This is a genomic window from Populibacterium corticicola (assembly GCF_042683685.1).
Classification (GTDB): Bacteria; Actinomycetota; Actinomycetes; order Actinomycetales; family Cellulomonadaceae; genus Timonella; species Timonella corticicola.
The window spans coordinates 423,985-439,180 of the sequence record NZ_JBHUOP010000003.1 but is presented as its reverse complement, the minus strand read 5'-3'; the positions used below and the strand labels follow the sequence as shown (position 1 = coordinate 439,180).

The window sequence follows — 15,196 nt, the reverse complement described above, 5'->3', positions numbered from 1 at the left end:
GACATTCCATCGAAAGAGCCCATTTGTCAGCGCATCGTGTCATACTCATGTAGAAGAGCGCTCAGTCATAGAGGAGTGTCCCAAGTGAGCACAGGTATTGATATCTTCGGACCGTTGTTCCTCTCTTACCGGCAGAATGATGGGTCGGAGATCGTCGCACAGCTGGCTTGGACGCTCCGTGCCGCGGGGATACCTGTCTGGCGCGACAAGGACGATCTCCCTCCTGGCGACACCGCGAACAGGCTCGAGGAGGCGATCGATGGCGGACTGTCTGGGGCCACCTTTGTAATCACAGAAGACATCATCAACAGCTCAATCGTGCGCAGCATCGAAGCGCCCAAGTTGATCGATCTGCATCGCAATGACTCTCGATTCCAGCTACTAATCGCCAACGACGTCGCTAAAGGTAGCGGTTCCCCTGACTACTCTGCCCCTGACAAGTTGCTCGGACGCGTCAAGGACGATCTCAAGGGAGTTGACCAGTCGGCAACGAGCATGGAAGGGTTGCTTACGATCACGCGGAAAGCGTTAACGCACCGGATGGTTCAGCACCGTGCGCCGGTCGAGAAGAACGGAGCGTTCAAACTTACGATCCAGACCCGCAACGTCGGCCAGGTCTACGACCGCACAGGTGCTCAGCTCGACATCCGCGTGCGCCGGTCTCATCATGAAAAGTTGCCTGACCCAGCCGGACTCGAGGATCTCCGTCGTACGTTGGGTCTGTTACCAGACGCAATCACGAGCACCGGAGCTGGGGTAGTTCAAGTCGGCGGTGGTGCGCATTTGTCAGTCGCCTTCACACTTGGCAGTGCGCTTCCGTCATCAAGGATCGGGAGACTCGAGGTCATCGACCAACGATCTGATGTCTGGACGAGTGGGCCTGAATCTACTGTTCCGGAGACTCCCGCGTTGCTTTTCGATGTAACCAAGCATTCGAAAGCGATTTCCTCTTACGATCGGCCACGCGTTGCCGTATACGTCGACCTGCTGCCCATAAGGAGCGACGCTGCTTTCGAGCGGTACCTCGAAGAATACGGTGACAGTCTGGCAGCACACGGAGTCATCCGTTCTCCGCGGCGAGGTCTGCTTGATCCCGCGCACGCCGGTGAGATCGCCTCTGAAGTTGCGGGGCTCATTCGCCAAATTAGCGGTGATCATACCAATGCACGAGTCGACTTGCTCCTCGCTGTACCTTTCGGACTCGCTATCCTCATCGGAAGACTCAGCAATACGCTGCGGGTGCGTCTATTCGAATGGGACGACTCTGATGCGTCTACCGAACATAGCGGAGATCCTCGACCCCGATACGTGCCCTGCCTCGAAGTCAGAGCAGGAAGCACAGCGGGTCCGATCACCTCAGTGTTACTCCAGTCCTGCAATGACTGAGAGAGCGAGACGCCTCAATGGGGAGCACAAAATGCCATCTACAAGCGCCGCTACTCATGCACTGAGACAGATTGTCAAGAAGACATAATTCTGCAGATCGTTGATAAGGAGCGATGACCGATGAAACCGAACCCCGTAGACACTCGATGCTACATCGAGGAGTATGCGAATGATCAGGGTCGTCTCAGCGCACGCCTGCTCCAGAAAAACACAGGGAAAAAGGTTGATCTTGGCTTCACAGATGCAGCCTCGCGCCACGCATTCCTCTTGTTCCTAAGTGGAGCCAAGAGGCATCAGAAGGATATCCCGGGTGTATTCGACAAGGACGATGAGGGTGACTGCGTTATCGTCTCAGGCGACCTTGACTTCGACGCACCCGACGAGATTCGATATGTGTCGAACGAACAGCTCTCGTACTACATCGCCTGATTCTCAGTTGCCGTGCGCCCGAAGGCCTCTTCCAAGAGCTTGGCCGTGATGGGGTCAACGGTCTCGTTGCGGCGGATGTAGTGCTCGCGCGTGATCGAGGGATCACTATGCCCGAGGAGTTCGGACGCGAGCTGCAGTCCCCCCGATCTCGTTGATCGCGGTCGCTACGGTTCGACGGAACCGATGCGGAGTAACGTCAGGTACTCCAGCCTGCTCCATCACGGCGCGGAGCTGCCTGCGGATGTTGTTCGTGGTGTGCGGTGTTCCGACGCGAGTTGAAAACAGCAACGCATTCGGATGCGCGAATCGAATCTTCTCGATCTGTGCGCGGGCGGCATGGAGCGCAAACCCTGGAAGTGCGACCCGGCGAACGGAGCGAGCAGTCTTGGGGTGATCCTGCCGGTGAGTGGGTTCATCCTTCCGGCTCACGATCGTTCCCGAGATCCGCACCGACGGTATCGAGGTTTCCAAGTCAACATCGCCAAGCCGGATCGCAAGGACCTCGCCTATGCGCGCGGAGGTACCGAGCATGAGTTCTACGATCTGGCCGAGCTGGCCGTCCGGTTTCGGGCCTGCTTTGATCGGGCGATGCTCCCACGCGCTGATGCCTGCACGAATAGCTTTGAGCTCATCCCAGGAGTAGATGTCCGGCGTGCGGGGCGGGCGACGGAGCCTCGAGACGTGATCCATCGGGTTGCGTGAAAGAATTTCGTGGCGCACCGCCACAGCGAGGGCGAGGCGGAGGACGACGCGGGCCTGTCGCGCTCGGTTGTAGCTCTGTTTCGCGAGTTGTTTGAGGAAGTAGTCGCAGCGAGCGACGCCGATTTCGCGGAGGGTGACGTCTTTGAAGAACGGCAGCACGAGCGTCCGCATGTTGCGCTCGTACAGCAGCCGGGTCGTCCTGGATAGCCGGTCTTCGAGATCCATGTCTTCGAGCCAGTACGACACCAGTGTCGGGAAGGGACTGTCGGCGGTTATGCCGGAAAAGCCGGGCTGGAATAGGTCGCGTTCGGCGAGCTTCTTCTTTAGCAAACGTTCGGCTGAGGTTCTTGTAGAGCTGGTTGTCTGGACGTGACGGCTCTTTCCGTCCCAGTCGCGATAGCGGGTGCGGGCGACGTAGCGTCCGCCTGGGGTGCGCGTGGTGGTGATGTTGCCGAAGGTGCCGATCGGTGTGCGGGGTCTAGCCACGAATGCACACCCCCGCAGTCTCGTGTGGGGAATCCCTGTGTGAAGATACTGCGGCGTGGACTTGATTTCGCATCATTCAAGTCTGGGTTGCGGTCTATCCTCCTCGTGCATGCCCCGTCACGGAGACGCTCACCCATGGCTGGAAGACACTTTGACGATCTGAATAAGCGCACGACGAGGGTGATGTTCGCGATGTGAGCCCTGGGGTACAACATCACTCATTAAGTGCCCCAGCCTAGAGAAAACTGTAACCTGTTTCGACGCCTTGAATCTTTGACTTCACGCGGATCTGACGTGGACCAAGAGGGTGAGGTTTCTAGTCAATCTGCGCATCGGGCCGATGTTCGGGGTCCGGTCGTAACGTCAGTCGGGACGGCTGAGACCCGTGTCGCTCCCGATGTCGTTCAAAGGATGGTCGCATCCTACGAGTCAGGAACTTCCTTGATCTCCATCGCACGGGAGCACCGGTTGGGTAAGGAACGAATCAGGGGTCTCCTGGCAGGAGCCGGTGTTGGTGTGCGTCGCCAGGGCTTAGGTGATGAGCAGGTAGTTTACACAGCCCGCCTCCACGAGGCCGGGTTGAGCGCTCGGGAGGTCGTCGGCGGAGCTAGGTTTAGGCCACTCGATGGGCTAACGAACGTTGAAGCATGCAGGAGTGGTGCTTCGTCCGTGTACCCAGCGAAGTCGTTCAGAGCGTTGAGGTCGAGCTCGGCTACGCCCAGGCTCGCATCCATAGTGCGGTTGCGTTGACTGCCGCTACAAACAGGAGCCATCATTAGAAACTAGAGGCTCCCTGGAACCTCATGTGAAGGTTTGCCGCACGTCGAGCGTGCAGGAAGCGCGGTACAAGTTGATTGAATCACTGGAGATCAAACAGATCCCCTGCTTTGGGGCGTCTGCATTGCCTTTGCACCCGATAGCTCAGATCACCCTAGTTTACGGACCTAACGGCTCTGGAAAGTCCTCAATAGCTCGGGCAATGGAAGCAGCTAATAATCCGGGATTCCAACATGAGCTCTTCAACAAGGACTTCATTGATCGCTTGCTCCAGGTTGATCACGGAATACCTGGCGTATTCGTTATACGGGACGGCGCGCCCGAAGTGCAGGAGCGAATCGACGCTCTTGTTGGCGTAGAAGCGAGTGAAAGTAAGCCCGCTAAGCCTGGCGAGATTCGGGACGCAGAGAGTGCAGTCAAGCAGTACGAGAAATCAATTGAGAAGCAAGAAAGACTTCTTTCTGAGGCAGATCAAATAGTACTCGAAGCTAGTTGGAAAAAGAGGGTGGCACTGCCGTCAATGCTGCAACAAGCATTTGAGGGGTACAAAAGCGATAAGAAGAAACATCTTGCTGAGGTCCATCGAGTTCGTTCAAGCACATCCAGTGATTCATTGAAGAGCGAGACGGAACTTTTAGATGAATACACCACGCTGGACGTTGAATCCGGCGACGACTTAAAACGCATTCCTCTGCTTCCGAGGCTGGGGAGTCTAAGCCCAGCGCAGTCCACTCTCCTCCAAGAGGAGATTAAATCCCAAGACAACACGACTTTCGGTGAGTTCGTTCAACAGCTCCAAAATGCTGATTGGGTTCATGAAGGTCAGTCGTTTCTAGACCAGTCACAAGGAAAATGTCCGTTCTGTCAACAAGTTCTCCCGACAGACGTGGCTAATTCGCTCTCCTCGCTATTTGACCATCACTATGAAGAGCAAGTAGTGAAACTAGAGAAGATACGTGTGGAGGAAGAGCAACGCCTGGACACGCTGAACACATATCTCGCTTCTCTGTCAGCACACGAAGCACCTGAGATCAACGAGATTGAGCGGCATGGCGGAGTACTATCTCAAAAGATTCGAGCACGAATCGCTCAAATTGGAACCAAGATTAAGTCTCCGTCTCAAAGTGTTGAATTCGAAGCAATAAATGGAACCGTTGACGAGATAGAGCGCATCGTGACCGCTTCCAACACGCGAATCGACGAAACGAACCTGCTTCTACGTAACAAGAAGCAGGCAAAGTCAAACCTCAAAAAAGAGGTCTGGCGCTACTACGTGCACTCCGTCTTGGAGCAAGACCTGTCCTTCTACGAGGGTAGTATCACGAACCCGAAGAAGGCTCTGGACAGTCTTCGACCCAAACTGGAGGACGCACAGGCGACACTCGCCACGAAACGTTCGGAGTTATCGGAGCTCCAGCAACAGCTGACCTCTTCGCTTCCCACCGTTCAAGAGATGAACAAGACGCTGAGGAACCTGGGGTTTCTCAGCTTCACGATCCAGCATTCTCAGGATGATACATACCAATTGATTCGACCGGACGGGAGCGCGGCTAATCACACGCTCAGCGAAGGAGAACGAACGCTCATCTCCTTCTTGTACTTCTTTCACCGGATCAAGCAGATGCATGAAGATCGTACCGTTAGCGACCAGCTTGTAGTGATCATCGACGATCCTGTTTCGAGTCTCGATGGCGAGATGTTGTTTGTCATCAACCTGCTCATCCGAAAATTGCTTGGCCATTGCGTAAAAGAGGACGGTCGCACACGACAGATCATCCTTCTCACCCACAATGCATACTTCTTCAAAGAAGCAGAGTTCACCCCGAATGGCACGAGTCCAGGAAAACGGTCCTACTTCGTGCTCTCGAAGGGACCTACTGGTATCACGAGCCACAGACACTATGAAAAGTCCCCAATCAAGTCCAACTATCGACAATTATGGGACCAAGTCAAAGCTGCCAATAACGCGCAAGATCTGGAACTATCTGCTTCCCTTCCCAACGCGATGAGACGGATTATCGAAAACTACTTCCAGATCACCGGCGGCATTGACGTAGATGATGTCATCTCGAAAATTGACGAAGCTGATCGGTGGGCAAGCCATGCTTTACTCGCGTGGTACAACGACGGTTCACATACAGCGCCTTGGGACGTTGACTACGCAAGCATCTCCTCTGATGTAAGTACTCATCTTCGGGCGTTCAAGCAACTGTTCGATGCTGCTGGCCACTCTCCACACTACGAAATGATGATGGCGGACGAAACTCAAATAGGAGTCGGAACTAGTAATTGAGACCCGCTGGTTTCGCATCATTTCGTCGGCGGGTGCGCGCCTCCTGCGCTCGGGCACGGACGAGGAGTAAGAGGCTCCACGGACCGAAGAGGAAGAACTTCAGCGCATTCCAGATGGCGAGGAAGAACAGCAGGTAGAGCCATTTGCTCCAACCCTGCGCGATGAGCCCGGTGCAGGTGACTGCGATTAGCGGGTAGACGACGCCGAGGAGCATCGCGGGAATTCCCCATTTGAGGCCGCGTCGGGTGTGCAGCTTGTCGAGAAGGATGTTGGTGGGCATCCAGCGGCCCAGGAAGATGCGGGTGTGGATGCTGGCGTTCCAGAACCGGTTCAGGAGCATGATGTGGACGTCGCTTTCGCACGCAGGACTATCGCGGTGCGGCTGGTCCTGAGTGGTCGAGTGCCCGAGACACTTCTCAAACGGTCTGCCTCACCCCAGCTTGCGGGGATCGGCGCGTGGTTGCTCCTGCCACCATCAGGGTACCCACCGCTCCAGCACGAAGGAAGACCTCGAGAGACGAGGTGCTTCTGTGTCGCGGTGTCTAGATCCTGCGCTCGTCCCGTCGCTGCGCGATCTCTCGGGTGTTGTCGTCGGGAGCTTGGTTCAGGCGCGTGAGGGTGTCGCGGGTGCGTTCGTAGTCGAGGCGTTGAGCGTCATCAGCGGGCACCGGCCCGAGGGCGCTTGTTGATGTGATTCCCCACCAGTCACGGTACGCGGCGACTGCGCGAACCGTCTGTTGCAAGTTCTCGTGGTCGAGGTCTCCGAGTATGGGCAGCCAGGGTGCGTGCTGCTCGATCGCGGCCTGGGTGAGCGCGGCGAGACGTTCACCCATGAGGTGTTCCCGCTCGTCGAGCGCTGTGCGCATGGCGGGGTCGGCGATGCCGGTGGCTCGTGGCACGAGTTCTGCGATGAGCCCGGTCGCGCATCGCGGGCTGGGCGGGTAGGTGCTGGTGATCTTCTGGATCCGGTACCGAAGCAGTGACCCCAGATCATCGACGCCCTCGAGGTTCCCTGCCTGCACCACCCGCGGGAGCAACTGTTCGATGTCGTGGCCTGCCGCTTCGAGGCGACGCAGCTCGGTGGTGAGGATCCCAAACGACTCTGTCTCAACGAGCTCATCAACCACTTCGGTGGTAAGCCCGCCTTGTTCGAGGAACGTGGTCCAGCGGTGTTGGTGGGCTTCTTGGGCGATGGTCTCGTACTCCGCTGCAAACTGCGCCAGCGATCCCCATACTTCTCGCTCGGCGACGATAGTTTCGTGAGCGGACTGTTACGCACCGACGGTATCGGCACACCCAGGTCTAGGTCACCGAGGCAGATCGCGAGGATTTCACCGATGCACGCCGAGGTGCGGAGCATGACTTCCACGATCTGGACGAACTGCCCATCGGGGCTCAGGCCCGCATTGATAGGGCGGTGCTCCCACGTACTGATACCGGAACGGATAGCGGTCCCCCACTGCTCACAAACCGTAGGTACGCCCATCATAAACACGAAAAATGGTTTGCTGGCGAGTGAGAGACTGTCGCTGTGACTATCGACATCAAAGCCATGCTCCACCGGATTGTCGCTGAAGTGTTCGATGAGACCTTCATGATCGAACAGACGACCTCCAGCAAGAACCCTTGGATGCACACTGTCCGCGTTGCTAACCCAGCCATTCCGGAACGCACGGCGATTATTTGTGCCACGTACGAGTGGATGGAAGTCTTCATCCCGGAGCTGAAGGTCACGGGAACCATCTTTGAATACGACGATGTTGAGGAAGACAAAGGAAACGCGCTTCGGCCACTCTGCATCGCCATGAGGATGTACCTTGACGGTGAAGGACGCATCGAGCAGAAACGGCGGTTATTTCGCCGAGGCACTGTTCCAGTCCTATACCTCGACATAGACGGAATGGAATGTTACTTGGGGCGAAACTGTTGGTCAATCCCCTACTAACAGCGTTTCTATTCCTGCTTGATGTGTGCTGATGATCTGCGAGGATTGACCTATGTGCGCAACAAACCTGTGGGCGGTGAACGCGGCAGCCTTCACACCAGAGTTTCAGCAGTTCACCGTTGAACGGATCGGTGTCGAACCCAAACTTAGCGAGATGAGCATTGCATCGAGTCGAGTTCGAGGTTCCTCGGTGGTGTTCACGTTGACCCGGAACATGTGTGATTGCAGCACCCTGATTGGAGCTAGGCAAGAGCCGGTTGGCGAAAACGAAGCTAGCGCAGAAGAGTGGCTCGCCTGGCTACGTGAGCTACCTGAACACGTTCCCCACCTGTCTCGCTTCGCTGTCTTGCGAGCATGGAGTCCCGAAGATTACGCAGTCACCCCAGCACGCACACGAGGCATCCGCCTTAAAGATGTCACCGAGCAGTTATTGCGGGACATGCGGGACAACCACCTACTGACAATTGACTACCCGCGCACCGTATCGTCGAAAAGCTAAAAAATCCCGTGATCGAGACGTTTGGAAGAAAATTGAAGGCTTCCGAACGCGTTGCCTGCGGTGGCTTCAATAGAGCCCTGACTTCAACCAGAGTAGTGGCCGAGGGTGGCCCTGAGGTAGGTAGTGAAGTTATCGCGGAGAGTTGTGGGGCTGACGATGAGTGCATCGGGGCCAAGGCGAAGGAAGATGGTCATGGCGTGGAGATGATCGACAAACTCGAGTTCCAAAAAACTCCAGCCACCGTGATCAGGTGGCGGTGAGGTTGGCTCCAGTTCTGTGGCTCGGATAACCCACTCATGTGCGTCACTCCACCTACTATCCCTGATCCATGCGGTCGCGGTAACAGCAGTGAAACCATCGAGGAACTTCTCGCGCTGCGCCCGCCATTCAGCGGCTACGTCAACCACTTCACCACTGCACGGCTCGGCCAGCATCTCGGCATGGTCGATGCGCGAAAGCTTCGTGAATCTCGGCTCACCGTGGTTCGTCGCGCAGAGATACCAACTGCGGCCAGCACTGACCAGCCCATGTGGTTCCACTACCGCGACTTCGGTGGAGGATCGTGTCTTGTATCGGTACTCGATCTGTAGGAGACGCTGCGCGAACACCGCTTCCTGGACGGTGCGAAACGTGTCGCCATTCTTTTCCTGCTCAGGCTGCGGGAGCCAGCCTTGCGGGTCGATCACGATCCGCTCTGCGACCGTGGCGGATTGATCGCGGTGTGTATCGGGCACCGCGGCCAAGAGTTTGCGTAGCCCGGAGGCGAGCGCTTCACCTAGTCCGAGGGAGTCCGCACCCCAGGTCGTCACCCCGGCGAACAGGGCGCGACTCTCCTCACTGCTGAGTGCGGTGACATCGGTACGGTAGCCGGGGAGTAGTCGCACACCGCCCTGCGGTCCTCGCTCACAGTAGACCGGCACCCCTACGGTAGAGAGCGCCTCGACATCACGGAGGATCGTGCGCCGGGACACTTCCAGCCGCTTGGCCAGTTCTGCCGCCGAAAGACCGCCATGCGCGCGCAGCAACCACATGATCGATAACAACCGGTCCGCACGCATCCGTTTATCATCTCAGATACATGACAAAAGATGTCACAAATAGTTCCTAACGTGGAAGAAATGGCGATGAAATTCCAGTCCTCGCCGTCTCTTGAAAGGAATCTATCCGTGTCCACTTTCACTCCAAACAGCGTCATTCTTTACGTATCCGACGTGGAGGCCAGCACCAAGTTCTATCAAGCTGTCCTTGGTGCAGAGCCGCTGGAAACTTTCGAAGATTTCACGGTCTTCGCTCTCTCCGACACGATCACCCTTGGACTGCAAACTGCCGACCAGATTGACCCGAAAGCCGAACCTCACGTCGGCGGCAGTGAACTCTCACTCAGCGACGTCAGCCGTGAGACCGTCGACCGGCTCTACGCCGCGTGGACAGCCACCAACGTACAAATCGCCCTCGAACCGACAGAACTCGCCTTCGGCTACACATTCGTCGCCACCGACCCCGACGGTCACCGTCTGCGCGTTTGTGCCACCGACACCACAGGACTGAATTAACTGCTGGCTCAGGTTTACTGATCGAGGTCTTATTCGGCAGGAACACGCGGCAGCCTGCCGACGGCTCAGGTTGGCTAGTAGGAACCACAGACCGCACGGTATCCACGGCGCAGTTCAGGACAACGAGTAACGGTGTAGGCGCACACTAGCGCGTCCTTGTTTGGGTAGGGTGGTGCCTCCTTCGCAGGAGGGCGCCACCCTACCCAAACGCGTTCCACTCGCCAGAAGCGACGATACTGCAGCTCAGTCAGATGCCTACCGCTGGCACAGCAAGACAGCGAAGACCGGTAACTGAGGTCATGGTCGTTAATCGTGAAAGTCCGCAGAAGCGACATAGAACTCAGCAGCCGCTACGCGCGGTGACTGGTAGGACTGCGCGACCGACGCGAATCATGTGCGGGAACTCTCCTGTGTGTCGAGAGATCTTAGGTGGTGGTTGAGAGTAGCCACGACTCGAGTGTTTGTTTCCTGTGATGCGTCCCAGAGCGCATGTAATGCGAGACCATCTAGCAAGCCGTGGAGCCGTTCAACTTCTATAGAAGCGTCCGTTCGAGTGTGAGGCCGTGTGAATCGGATTGCCTCAAGCGCAGCAGCACACACGCTACGGACACCACTGTGTAGTTCATGAACATTCTTTACCAGGCTTGGATCAGTTAGGGCGAGGCTACCAAGTTGCAGTTGAACGATGAGTTCAGTCCGCCTAACGTTATCGAGCGGGAGCAACTCGCACAGCATCGAAAGCGCAAGTGTTACGCCTTGCCCGGTAAGCGTCCCAATGCGAGTAGCAACATCTCTGTGAATCCGTTCGAGACAGAACTGACGCAGGGCTTCTTGCGTGGGGAACGCTCGACGTAATGATGCAGTGGCAAGATCTGCCTCTTCGGCAACTCTCCGCACCGAAAGCGCGGTTAGTCCGTCTTGGGCAAGAACTCGTAGTGCGGCATCACCGATATCTTTTTCCCGTTGAGCGTGGTCGATTAGCCGTGGCATCCGTTCATCTCCTCTAAGACGCTGGAGCCCTCTTCGGCCACAAGGTGTAACTAGCGGCCCAAATCAAGTCAATGCCAACTATGAGTCCGAGAACCTGAAAGAATCCCTCGAGTTCGGCCGTGCGTGCTGGCGCGGCAACGAAGTAAATCAGCCCGTAAAGGATCGCACCTGCGATTCCCGCAGCAACGGAAGTACGTGCCACATCTTGCCAACACTTAATCGTATATGCGGACCCACTGAGTACAGCACGGGGTGGAGCTCCGCGGAACCGGGTAGCAAATTTTGCATCCGCCCATCCAATCATGCGATGCCCGTAAGCGACCGAAATCCCAATGTAGATTGCCGCCAGGCCGTGGTGCCAGGATGCATGTCCCCCTCCCAACAAATCGACCGCAACTAGCACGAGCAGCACCACGTCGATGATGGGTGCGGCAATCAGCAGCGCAGCCCCTAGTCGTGGACGCCCTGCTAGATAACGAGCGGCAAGACCAGCCAGAATCGCTATCCAGAATCCAATCTCACACGCGATGATTGCAAAGAGGATCACAGTGCACCCCCTGAAGTAACTTCAGCATGGCAGCCATTTTAGCACGACCGTGCTAACAAAATATGCGCTGTCAATTCTGCGGTGGAATCGTCACAATGACTACCCGCGCACCGTGTCGTCGGAAAGCTGGGCAAACAAGACGCTAGGCCGTATGAGTGTGCATTCGCACACCCGACTCATTGCAGATACTGATAATTTGCGCGGGACGCCCGCCCGCCGCCGACATGGCGTGCGGGGTGCGCGTATCGAACTCTGCCGCTTCGCCACTGCTCAAAATGAGGTCCTGTTCGCCGAGTTGGAGGCGGAGCTTCCCGGACAGGACATACAGCCATTCGTAGCCGTCGTGCACACGCAGTTCAAGAGCCTCAGATCGTGGCTGATACGTGATTTTGAACGTATTAACCGGTGAGCCTTCGGGGGTGAGTGGGGTGATGATCATACCGTCGCGTCTTATGACCGAACGGTTCACGCGCGGATCCACAGGGCCGGACGGCACCAGATCATCCAGCCTGATTCCCAGTTTTCTGGTCAATGGGAGCAAGAGTTCAAGGCTCGCCTGCCGCTTGCCCGACTCAAGGCGCGAAAGAGTACTCACGGACATCCCCGCGCTCGTTGCCACCTCTTCAAGGGTGAGTCCACGATCCTGACGTATCGCCCTTAGCCGTGCGCCCACCTGTGACAGTCCAGCATCCACAATTCACTCCTTGCCAATTCCGCAAAACTGTTTGCTATTCCATTCATTGTGCACCCAGACTTGAATCATGCACAACCACACCCACACCACGGAACAAGCCAACAGCACCGAGTGGCCCGAGATCGCGCCCATCGACTTTTGGGAAGACCGCTATGGCGGGCCTGATCAGGTCTGGTCCGGGAAGGTCAACAAGGTCCTGTCCGACATCGCTTCCACGTTGACTCCCGGCACAGCACTCGACCTCGGCTGCGGAGAGGGTGGAGACGTCATCTGGCTCGCCCAGAACGGCTGGCAAGCAACCGGAATCGACATCTCAACCAACGCGGTCACCCGCGCAACTGCGGCAGCCGAAGCCGCGGGAGTCTCGGGCAAGGCCACATTCCTTGCGGCCGACCTCGCCACCGTTCCACCCGGCCAGTTCGACCTGGTCACCGCCAGCTTCTTCCACTCCCCCGTGGAACTTCCACGCGTCGAGATCCTGCGTGAAGCCACAACTCGAGTGGCACCTGGCGGGCACCTGCTCATCACCTCACACGCTGACTTCCCGCCATACTCACAGGCCTCCGATCAACGCGATCACCGGTTCTTGAGTCCCGAGGAGGAACTCACGCAACTCAACCTTGATCCCAACTCATGGGAGCGAGTCATCAGCGAGAAACGCAGCCGCATGACCACTGCGCTCACTGGCGAACCCGCCCCCATTGATGATGTGGTGGTTCTGGTCAAGCGTCGGTAACGCGCGAGGAGCAGCCATCCTCCGGATCGAACTCAGGCATTTGTCTACGAACTCAGGCCGCTAAGAGCTGAGTTCGTAGACAAATGCCTGAGTTCAGTTCCACGCAGCTGCTGCCAGGACGGTTCCTATGGCGGGTGTTCCCGGAAAATCACCATGCGAGTGCTGGAGAAATCACCAACGAGCTCTGGTGAAATTGGCAGTGAGAGCCAGAGAGAACGGCAAAGCCAGCACCCGAACCAACGGATCATCCCAGATCAGAGCCATGAATGAGCAACCAGTCAGGCGGGCATGATAGGTTCACGAGCGCACCCACAGGCGCGCCACGCTAGCGTCAGCGCGATGTCGCTAGCGGGCCACGCCGTAGAACCACGCCACACAGTCAGGTCTCAATGAGCGCCTCCTCCGAACTCCGAAGCCTCCTCCGCAACGCGGACTTCAAACGATTCTTTGTGATCCGGCTGCTCTGCCAATCCGGCGACGGCATGTTCCAGGCGGCGCTCGCAACCCTGTTCTTCTTCTCCCCGGAAGCCCAAGGCACACCGGGCGGTATCGCGTTCGCACTGTTCGTGATGCTCGCACCATTCACATTCGTGGGGCCGTTCGTGGGTGTGTTCATTGACCGGTGGCCGCGCCGCAATATCATCGTCATCACCGACTCGATCCGCCTGCTCCTCACGGTCGGCATCGTCGCGGTGATCCTGACCAGCGGTTTCAGCGCATGGGTGTACGTGCTCGCGCTCACGGCACTGTCGCTGAACCGGTTCCTCCTCGCAGCCCTGGGCGCATCCCTGCCGCGCGTTGTGGCGCCAAGTGAACTGCTCGTCGCCAATTCGATCCTGCCCACCATCGGCGCTGCGGCAACGGGAATCGGCGCCGTCCTCGGCGTCGCAATCGGCCTGCTGCTGCCGGCTGGCTCGACGCGCGATGCCGCGACCCTGGGGGCCGCGATCATCGTGTTCGCGTGCTCGATCATGGTTGCGCTCGGGTTTGATAAGGATCGGCTGGGACCGATTGCCGACGAGTTGGCTGGGGCACGTAAGACCTCTGTCCGTCAGGTGGTTGGAGACTTGGGCGGGGCTGTCCGGCTGGTGTTTGAGTTGAAAACTCCGGCTCGTGCCCTGCTGTCGATGGCGCTTATGCGACTGTTGTACGGGCTGATCTTTGTTGCGTCGATCCTGCTTGCACGCAACTATTTTGTGTCCTCGGACGGCGATGGCCTGACTTCGTTCGCGCAGATCATCGGTGTGACCGCAGCCGGTTTTGGTGTTGCCATCTTCGCGACCCCGCTTGTGGCGAGCCGTATCGGTGAACATCGGTGGATCGTCACCTGCATGGCCACGGCTATCGTCGCGCAGATCGTTGCCTCGATTCACGTTTCGGTGCCCACGATTCTCGTGGTGGCGTTCCTGCTTGGGGTGGCAACGCAGGGAGCCAAGATCGCGTTCGACACGATCATCCAGCAGGACACCCCCGACGACTATCGAGGCCGGGCGTTCGTCCTGTACGACATGCTGTTCAACACCGCGTTCATGACCGCCGGGCTCCTTGGCGTGGTGTTCCTGCCTGACACTGGGCTGAACCAGCCGCTCTATGCGGTTCTTGCGCTCGGCTATCTGGCCATTGCGTTCGTGTACCGCACACCCCGCAATATCTAGAAGTTCACAACGGGAACTTCAGCACCGGACACCTGCTCGGTTACACCTAAATCGTCGTAGAAGCCTTCATAAGGTCTACCCCATTCGGTCGAATACACGGCCCCATCCGGCCAAAACAACACCGTGTTGTAATTGCCAGCGAATATATGAGTGGCCTCGACCACGCTACCGTCTGCTAAATGCATCCTGAACGCTGTAGCGGTTTTATCGAGAAGGAGTTCGGACGAACCTCGATATGGTTTCACTGGTGTGCCATCAAAAAACTTTGTAATCTCCGAAATGACCACAGGGTCAGTAATTACTGTGCGCTTCGCTTCCGGTGGATGCTTTGCGTAGGGATACTCGAATAGTTCCAACTCAATCACTGCGCCTCCCAGAACCTCCGAGAGAACCTTCTTAGACGGCATGAACTCTTTAATGGCGAACACGGTGATGATTGTCAATAGTATTGTTCCAAAACTCACAAACCAGACCCAGTGGCGCTTTATGAAATCCATCGCAACA

Annotated in this window: 16 protein-coding genes; 8 read left to right on the top strand and 8 right to left on the bottom strand. The window is 57.2% G+C overall.

Annotated elements, in window-relative coordinates; translation table 11 throughout:
- Positions 1–84: 84 nt before the first annotated feature.
- Entirely contained in the window at positions 85–1,386 is a 1,302-nt protein-coding gene (locus ACFSYH_RS08875; RefSeq protein ID WP_377466546.1) for an SAVED domain-containing protein, read from the top strand.
- A gap of 120 nt (positions 1,387–1,506) precedes the next feature.
- Positions 1,507–1,815, top strand: a complete 309-nt coding sequence (locus ACFSYH_RS08870) for a hypothetical protein (RefSeq protein ID WP_377466545.1) — start codon at positions 1,507–1,509, stop codon at positions 1,813–1,815.
- 105 nt (positions 1,816–1,920) lie between these two features.
- Here the strand turns inward: ACFSYH_RS08870 and ACFSYH_RS08865 are convergent, their stop codons facing one another.
- Positions 1,921–3,003: a tyrosine-type recombinase/integrase gene (locus ACFSYH_RS08865; protein ID WP_377466544.1), complete on the bottom strand. Its 1,083-nt coding sequence runs from the start codon at positions 3,001–3,003 to the stop codon at positions 1,921–1,923.
- Positions 3,004–3,808: 805 nt separating this feature from the next.
- On the opposite strand from ACFSYH_RS08865, the gene ACFSYH_RS08860 reads away from it, so the two are divergent.
- Positions 3,809–6,073 carry an AAA family ATPase gene (locus ACFSYH_RS08860; RefSeq protein ID WP_377466543.1) on the top strand — a complete coding sequence of 755 codons (2,265 nt, stop codon included), beginning with the start codon at positions 3,809–3,811 and terminating at the stop codon, positions 6,071–6,073.
- Here ACFSYH_RS08860 and ACFSYH_RS08855 read toward each other — a convergent pair.
- On the bottom strand, positions 6,063–6,413 hold the full coding sequence (locus ACFSYH_RS08855) for a sulfate permease (RefSeq protein ID WP_377466542.1): 351 nt from the start codon (positions 6,411–6,413) through the stop codon (positions 6,063–6,065). The two genes, ACFSYH_RS08860 and ACFSYH_RS08855, sit on opposite strands and share 11 nt — an antisense overlap.
- A gap of 202 nt (positions 6,414–6,615) precedes the next feature.
- A complete protein-coding gene (locus ACFSYH_RS08850) occupies positions 6,616–7,200 on the bottom strand; it encodes a hypothetical protein (RefSeq protein ID WP_377466541.1) in 585 nt (194 codons plus the stop codon).
- A 404-nt stretch (positions 7,201–7,604) separates the two neighbouring features.
- On the opposite strand from ACFSYH_RS08850, the gene ACFSYH_RS08845 reads away from it, so the two are divergent.
- The gene (locus ACFSYH_RS08845) at positions 7,605–8,018 is read left to right on the top strand and encodes a hypothetical protein (protein ID WP_377466540.1); all 414 of its coding nucleotides are present in this window, start codon (positions 7,605–7,607) and stop codon (positions 8,016–8,018) included.
- Between the two features lie 52 nt (positions 8,019–8,070).
- Positions 8,071–8,517: a hypothetical protein gene (locus ACFSYH_RS08840; RefSeq protein ID WP_377466539.1), complete on the top strand. Its 447-nt coding sequence runs from the start codon at positions 8,071–8,073 to the stop codon at positions 8,515–8,517.
- 83 nt (positions 8,518–8,600) lie between these two features.
- Here the strand turns inward: ACFSYH_RS08840 and ACFSYH_RS08835 are convergent, their stop codons facing one another.
- Positions 8,601–9,575: a helix-turn-helix transcriptional regulator gene (locus ACFSYH_RS08835; RefSeq protein WP_377466538.1), complete on the bottom strand. Its 975-nt coding sequence runs from the start codon at positions 9,573–9,575 to the stop codon at positions 8,601–8,603.
- Between the two features lie 108 nt (positions 9,576–9,683).
- On the opposite strand from ACFSYH_RS08835, the gene ACFSYH_RS08830 reads away from it, so the two are divergent.
- Positions 9,684–10,070: a VOC family protein gene (locus ACFSYH_RS08830; RefSeq protein WP_377466537.1), complete on the top strand. Its 387-nt coding sequence runs from the start codon at positions 9,684–9,686 to the stop codon at positions 10,068–10,070.
- Between the two features lie 390 nt (positions 10,071–10,460).
- Here ACFSYH_RS08830 and ACFSYH_RS08825 read toward each other — a convergent pair whose 3' ends face one another.
- The 3 genes from ACFSYH_RS08825 to ACFSYH_RS08815 form a co-directional block, all read right to left on the bottom strand.
- The gene (locus ACFSYH_RS08825) at positions 10,461–11,060 is read right to left on the bottom strand and encodes a TetR/AcrR family transcriptional regulator (RefSeq protein WP_377466536.1); all 600 of its coding nucleotides are present in this window, start codon (positions 11,058–11,060) and stop codon (positions 10,461–10,463) included.
- A gap of 13 nt (positions 11,061–11,073) precedes the next feature.
- Positions 11,074–11,607, bottom strand: coding sequence for a hypothetical protein (locus ACFSYH_RS08820; protein ID WP_377466535.1), 534 nt, complete (start codon positions 11,605–11,607; stop codon positions 11,074–11,076).
- Positions 11,608–11,749: 142 nt separating this feature from the next.
- Positions 11,750–12,301, bottom strand: a complete 552-nt coding sequence (locus ACFSYH_RS08815; RefSeq protein ID WP_377466534.1) for a helix-turn-helix domain-containing protein — start codon at positions 12,299–12,301, stop codon at positions 11,750–11,752.
- Positions 12,302–12,368: 67 nt separating this feature from the next.
- Between ACFSYH_RS08815 and ACFSYH_RS08810 the strand changes: the two genes are divergently transcribed.
- Together ACFSYH_RS08810 and ACFSYH_RS08805 are read left to right on the top strand one after the other, a co-directional pair.
- Positions 12,369–13,037, top strand: a complete 669-nt coding sequence (locus ACFSYH_RS08810; RefSeq protein WP_377466533.1) for a class I SAM-dependent methyltransferase — start codon at positions 12,369–12,371, stop codon at positions 13,035–13,037.
- Positions 13,038–13,426: 389 nt separating this feature from the next.
- Positions 13,427–14,692: an MFS transporter gene (locus ACFSYH_RS08805; RefSeq protein WP_377466532.1), complete on the top strand. Its 1,266-nt coding sequence runs from the start codon at positions 13,427–13,429 to the stop codon at positions 14,690–14,692.
- On the opposite strand, the gene ACFSYH_RS08800 is transcribed toward ACFSYH_RS08805, so the two are convergent.
- Positions 14,689–15,189 carry a hypothetical protein gene (locus tag ACFSYH_RS08800; RefSeq protein WP_377466531.1) on the bottom strand — a complete coding sequence of 167 codons (501 nt, stop codon included), beginning with the start codon at positions 15,187–15,189 and terminating at the stop codon, positions 14,689–14,691. The two genes, ACFSYH_RS08805 and ACFSYH_RS08800, sit on opposite strands and share 4 nt — an antisense overlap.
- Between the last annotated feature and the right edge of the window lie 7 nt (positions 15,190–15,196).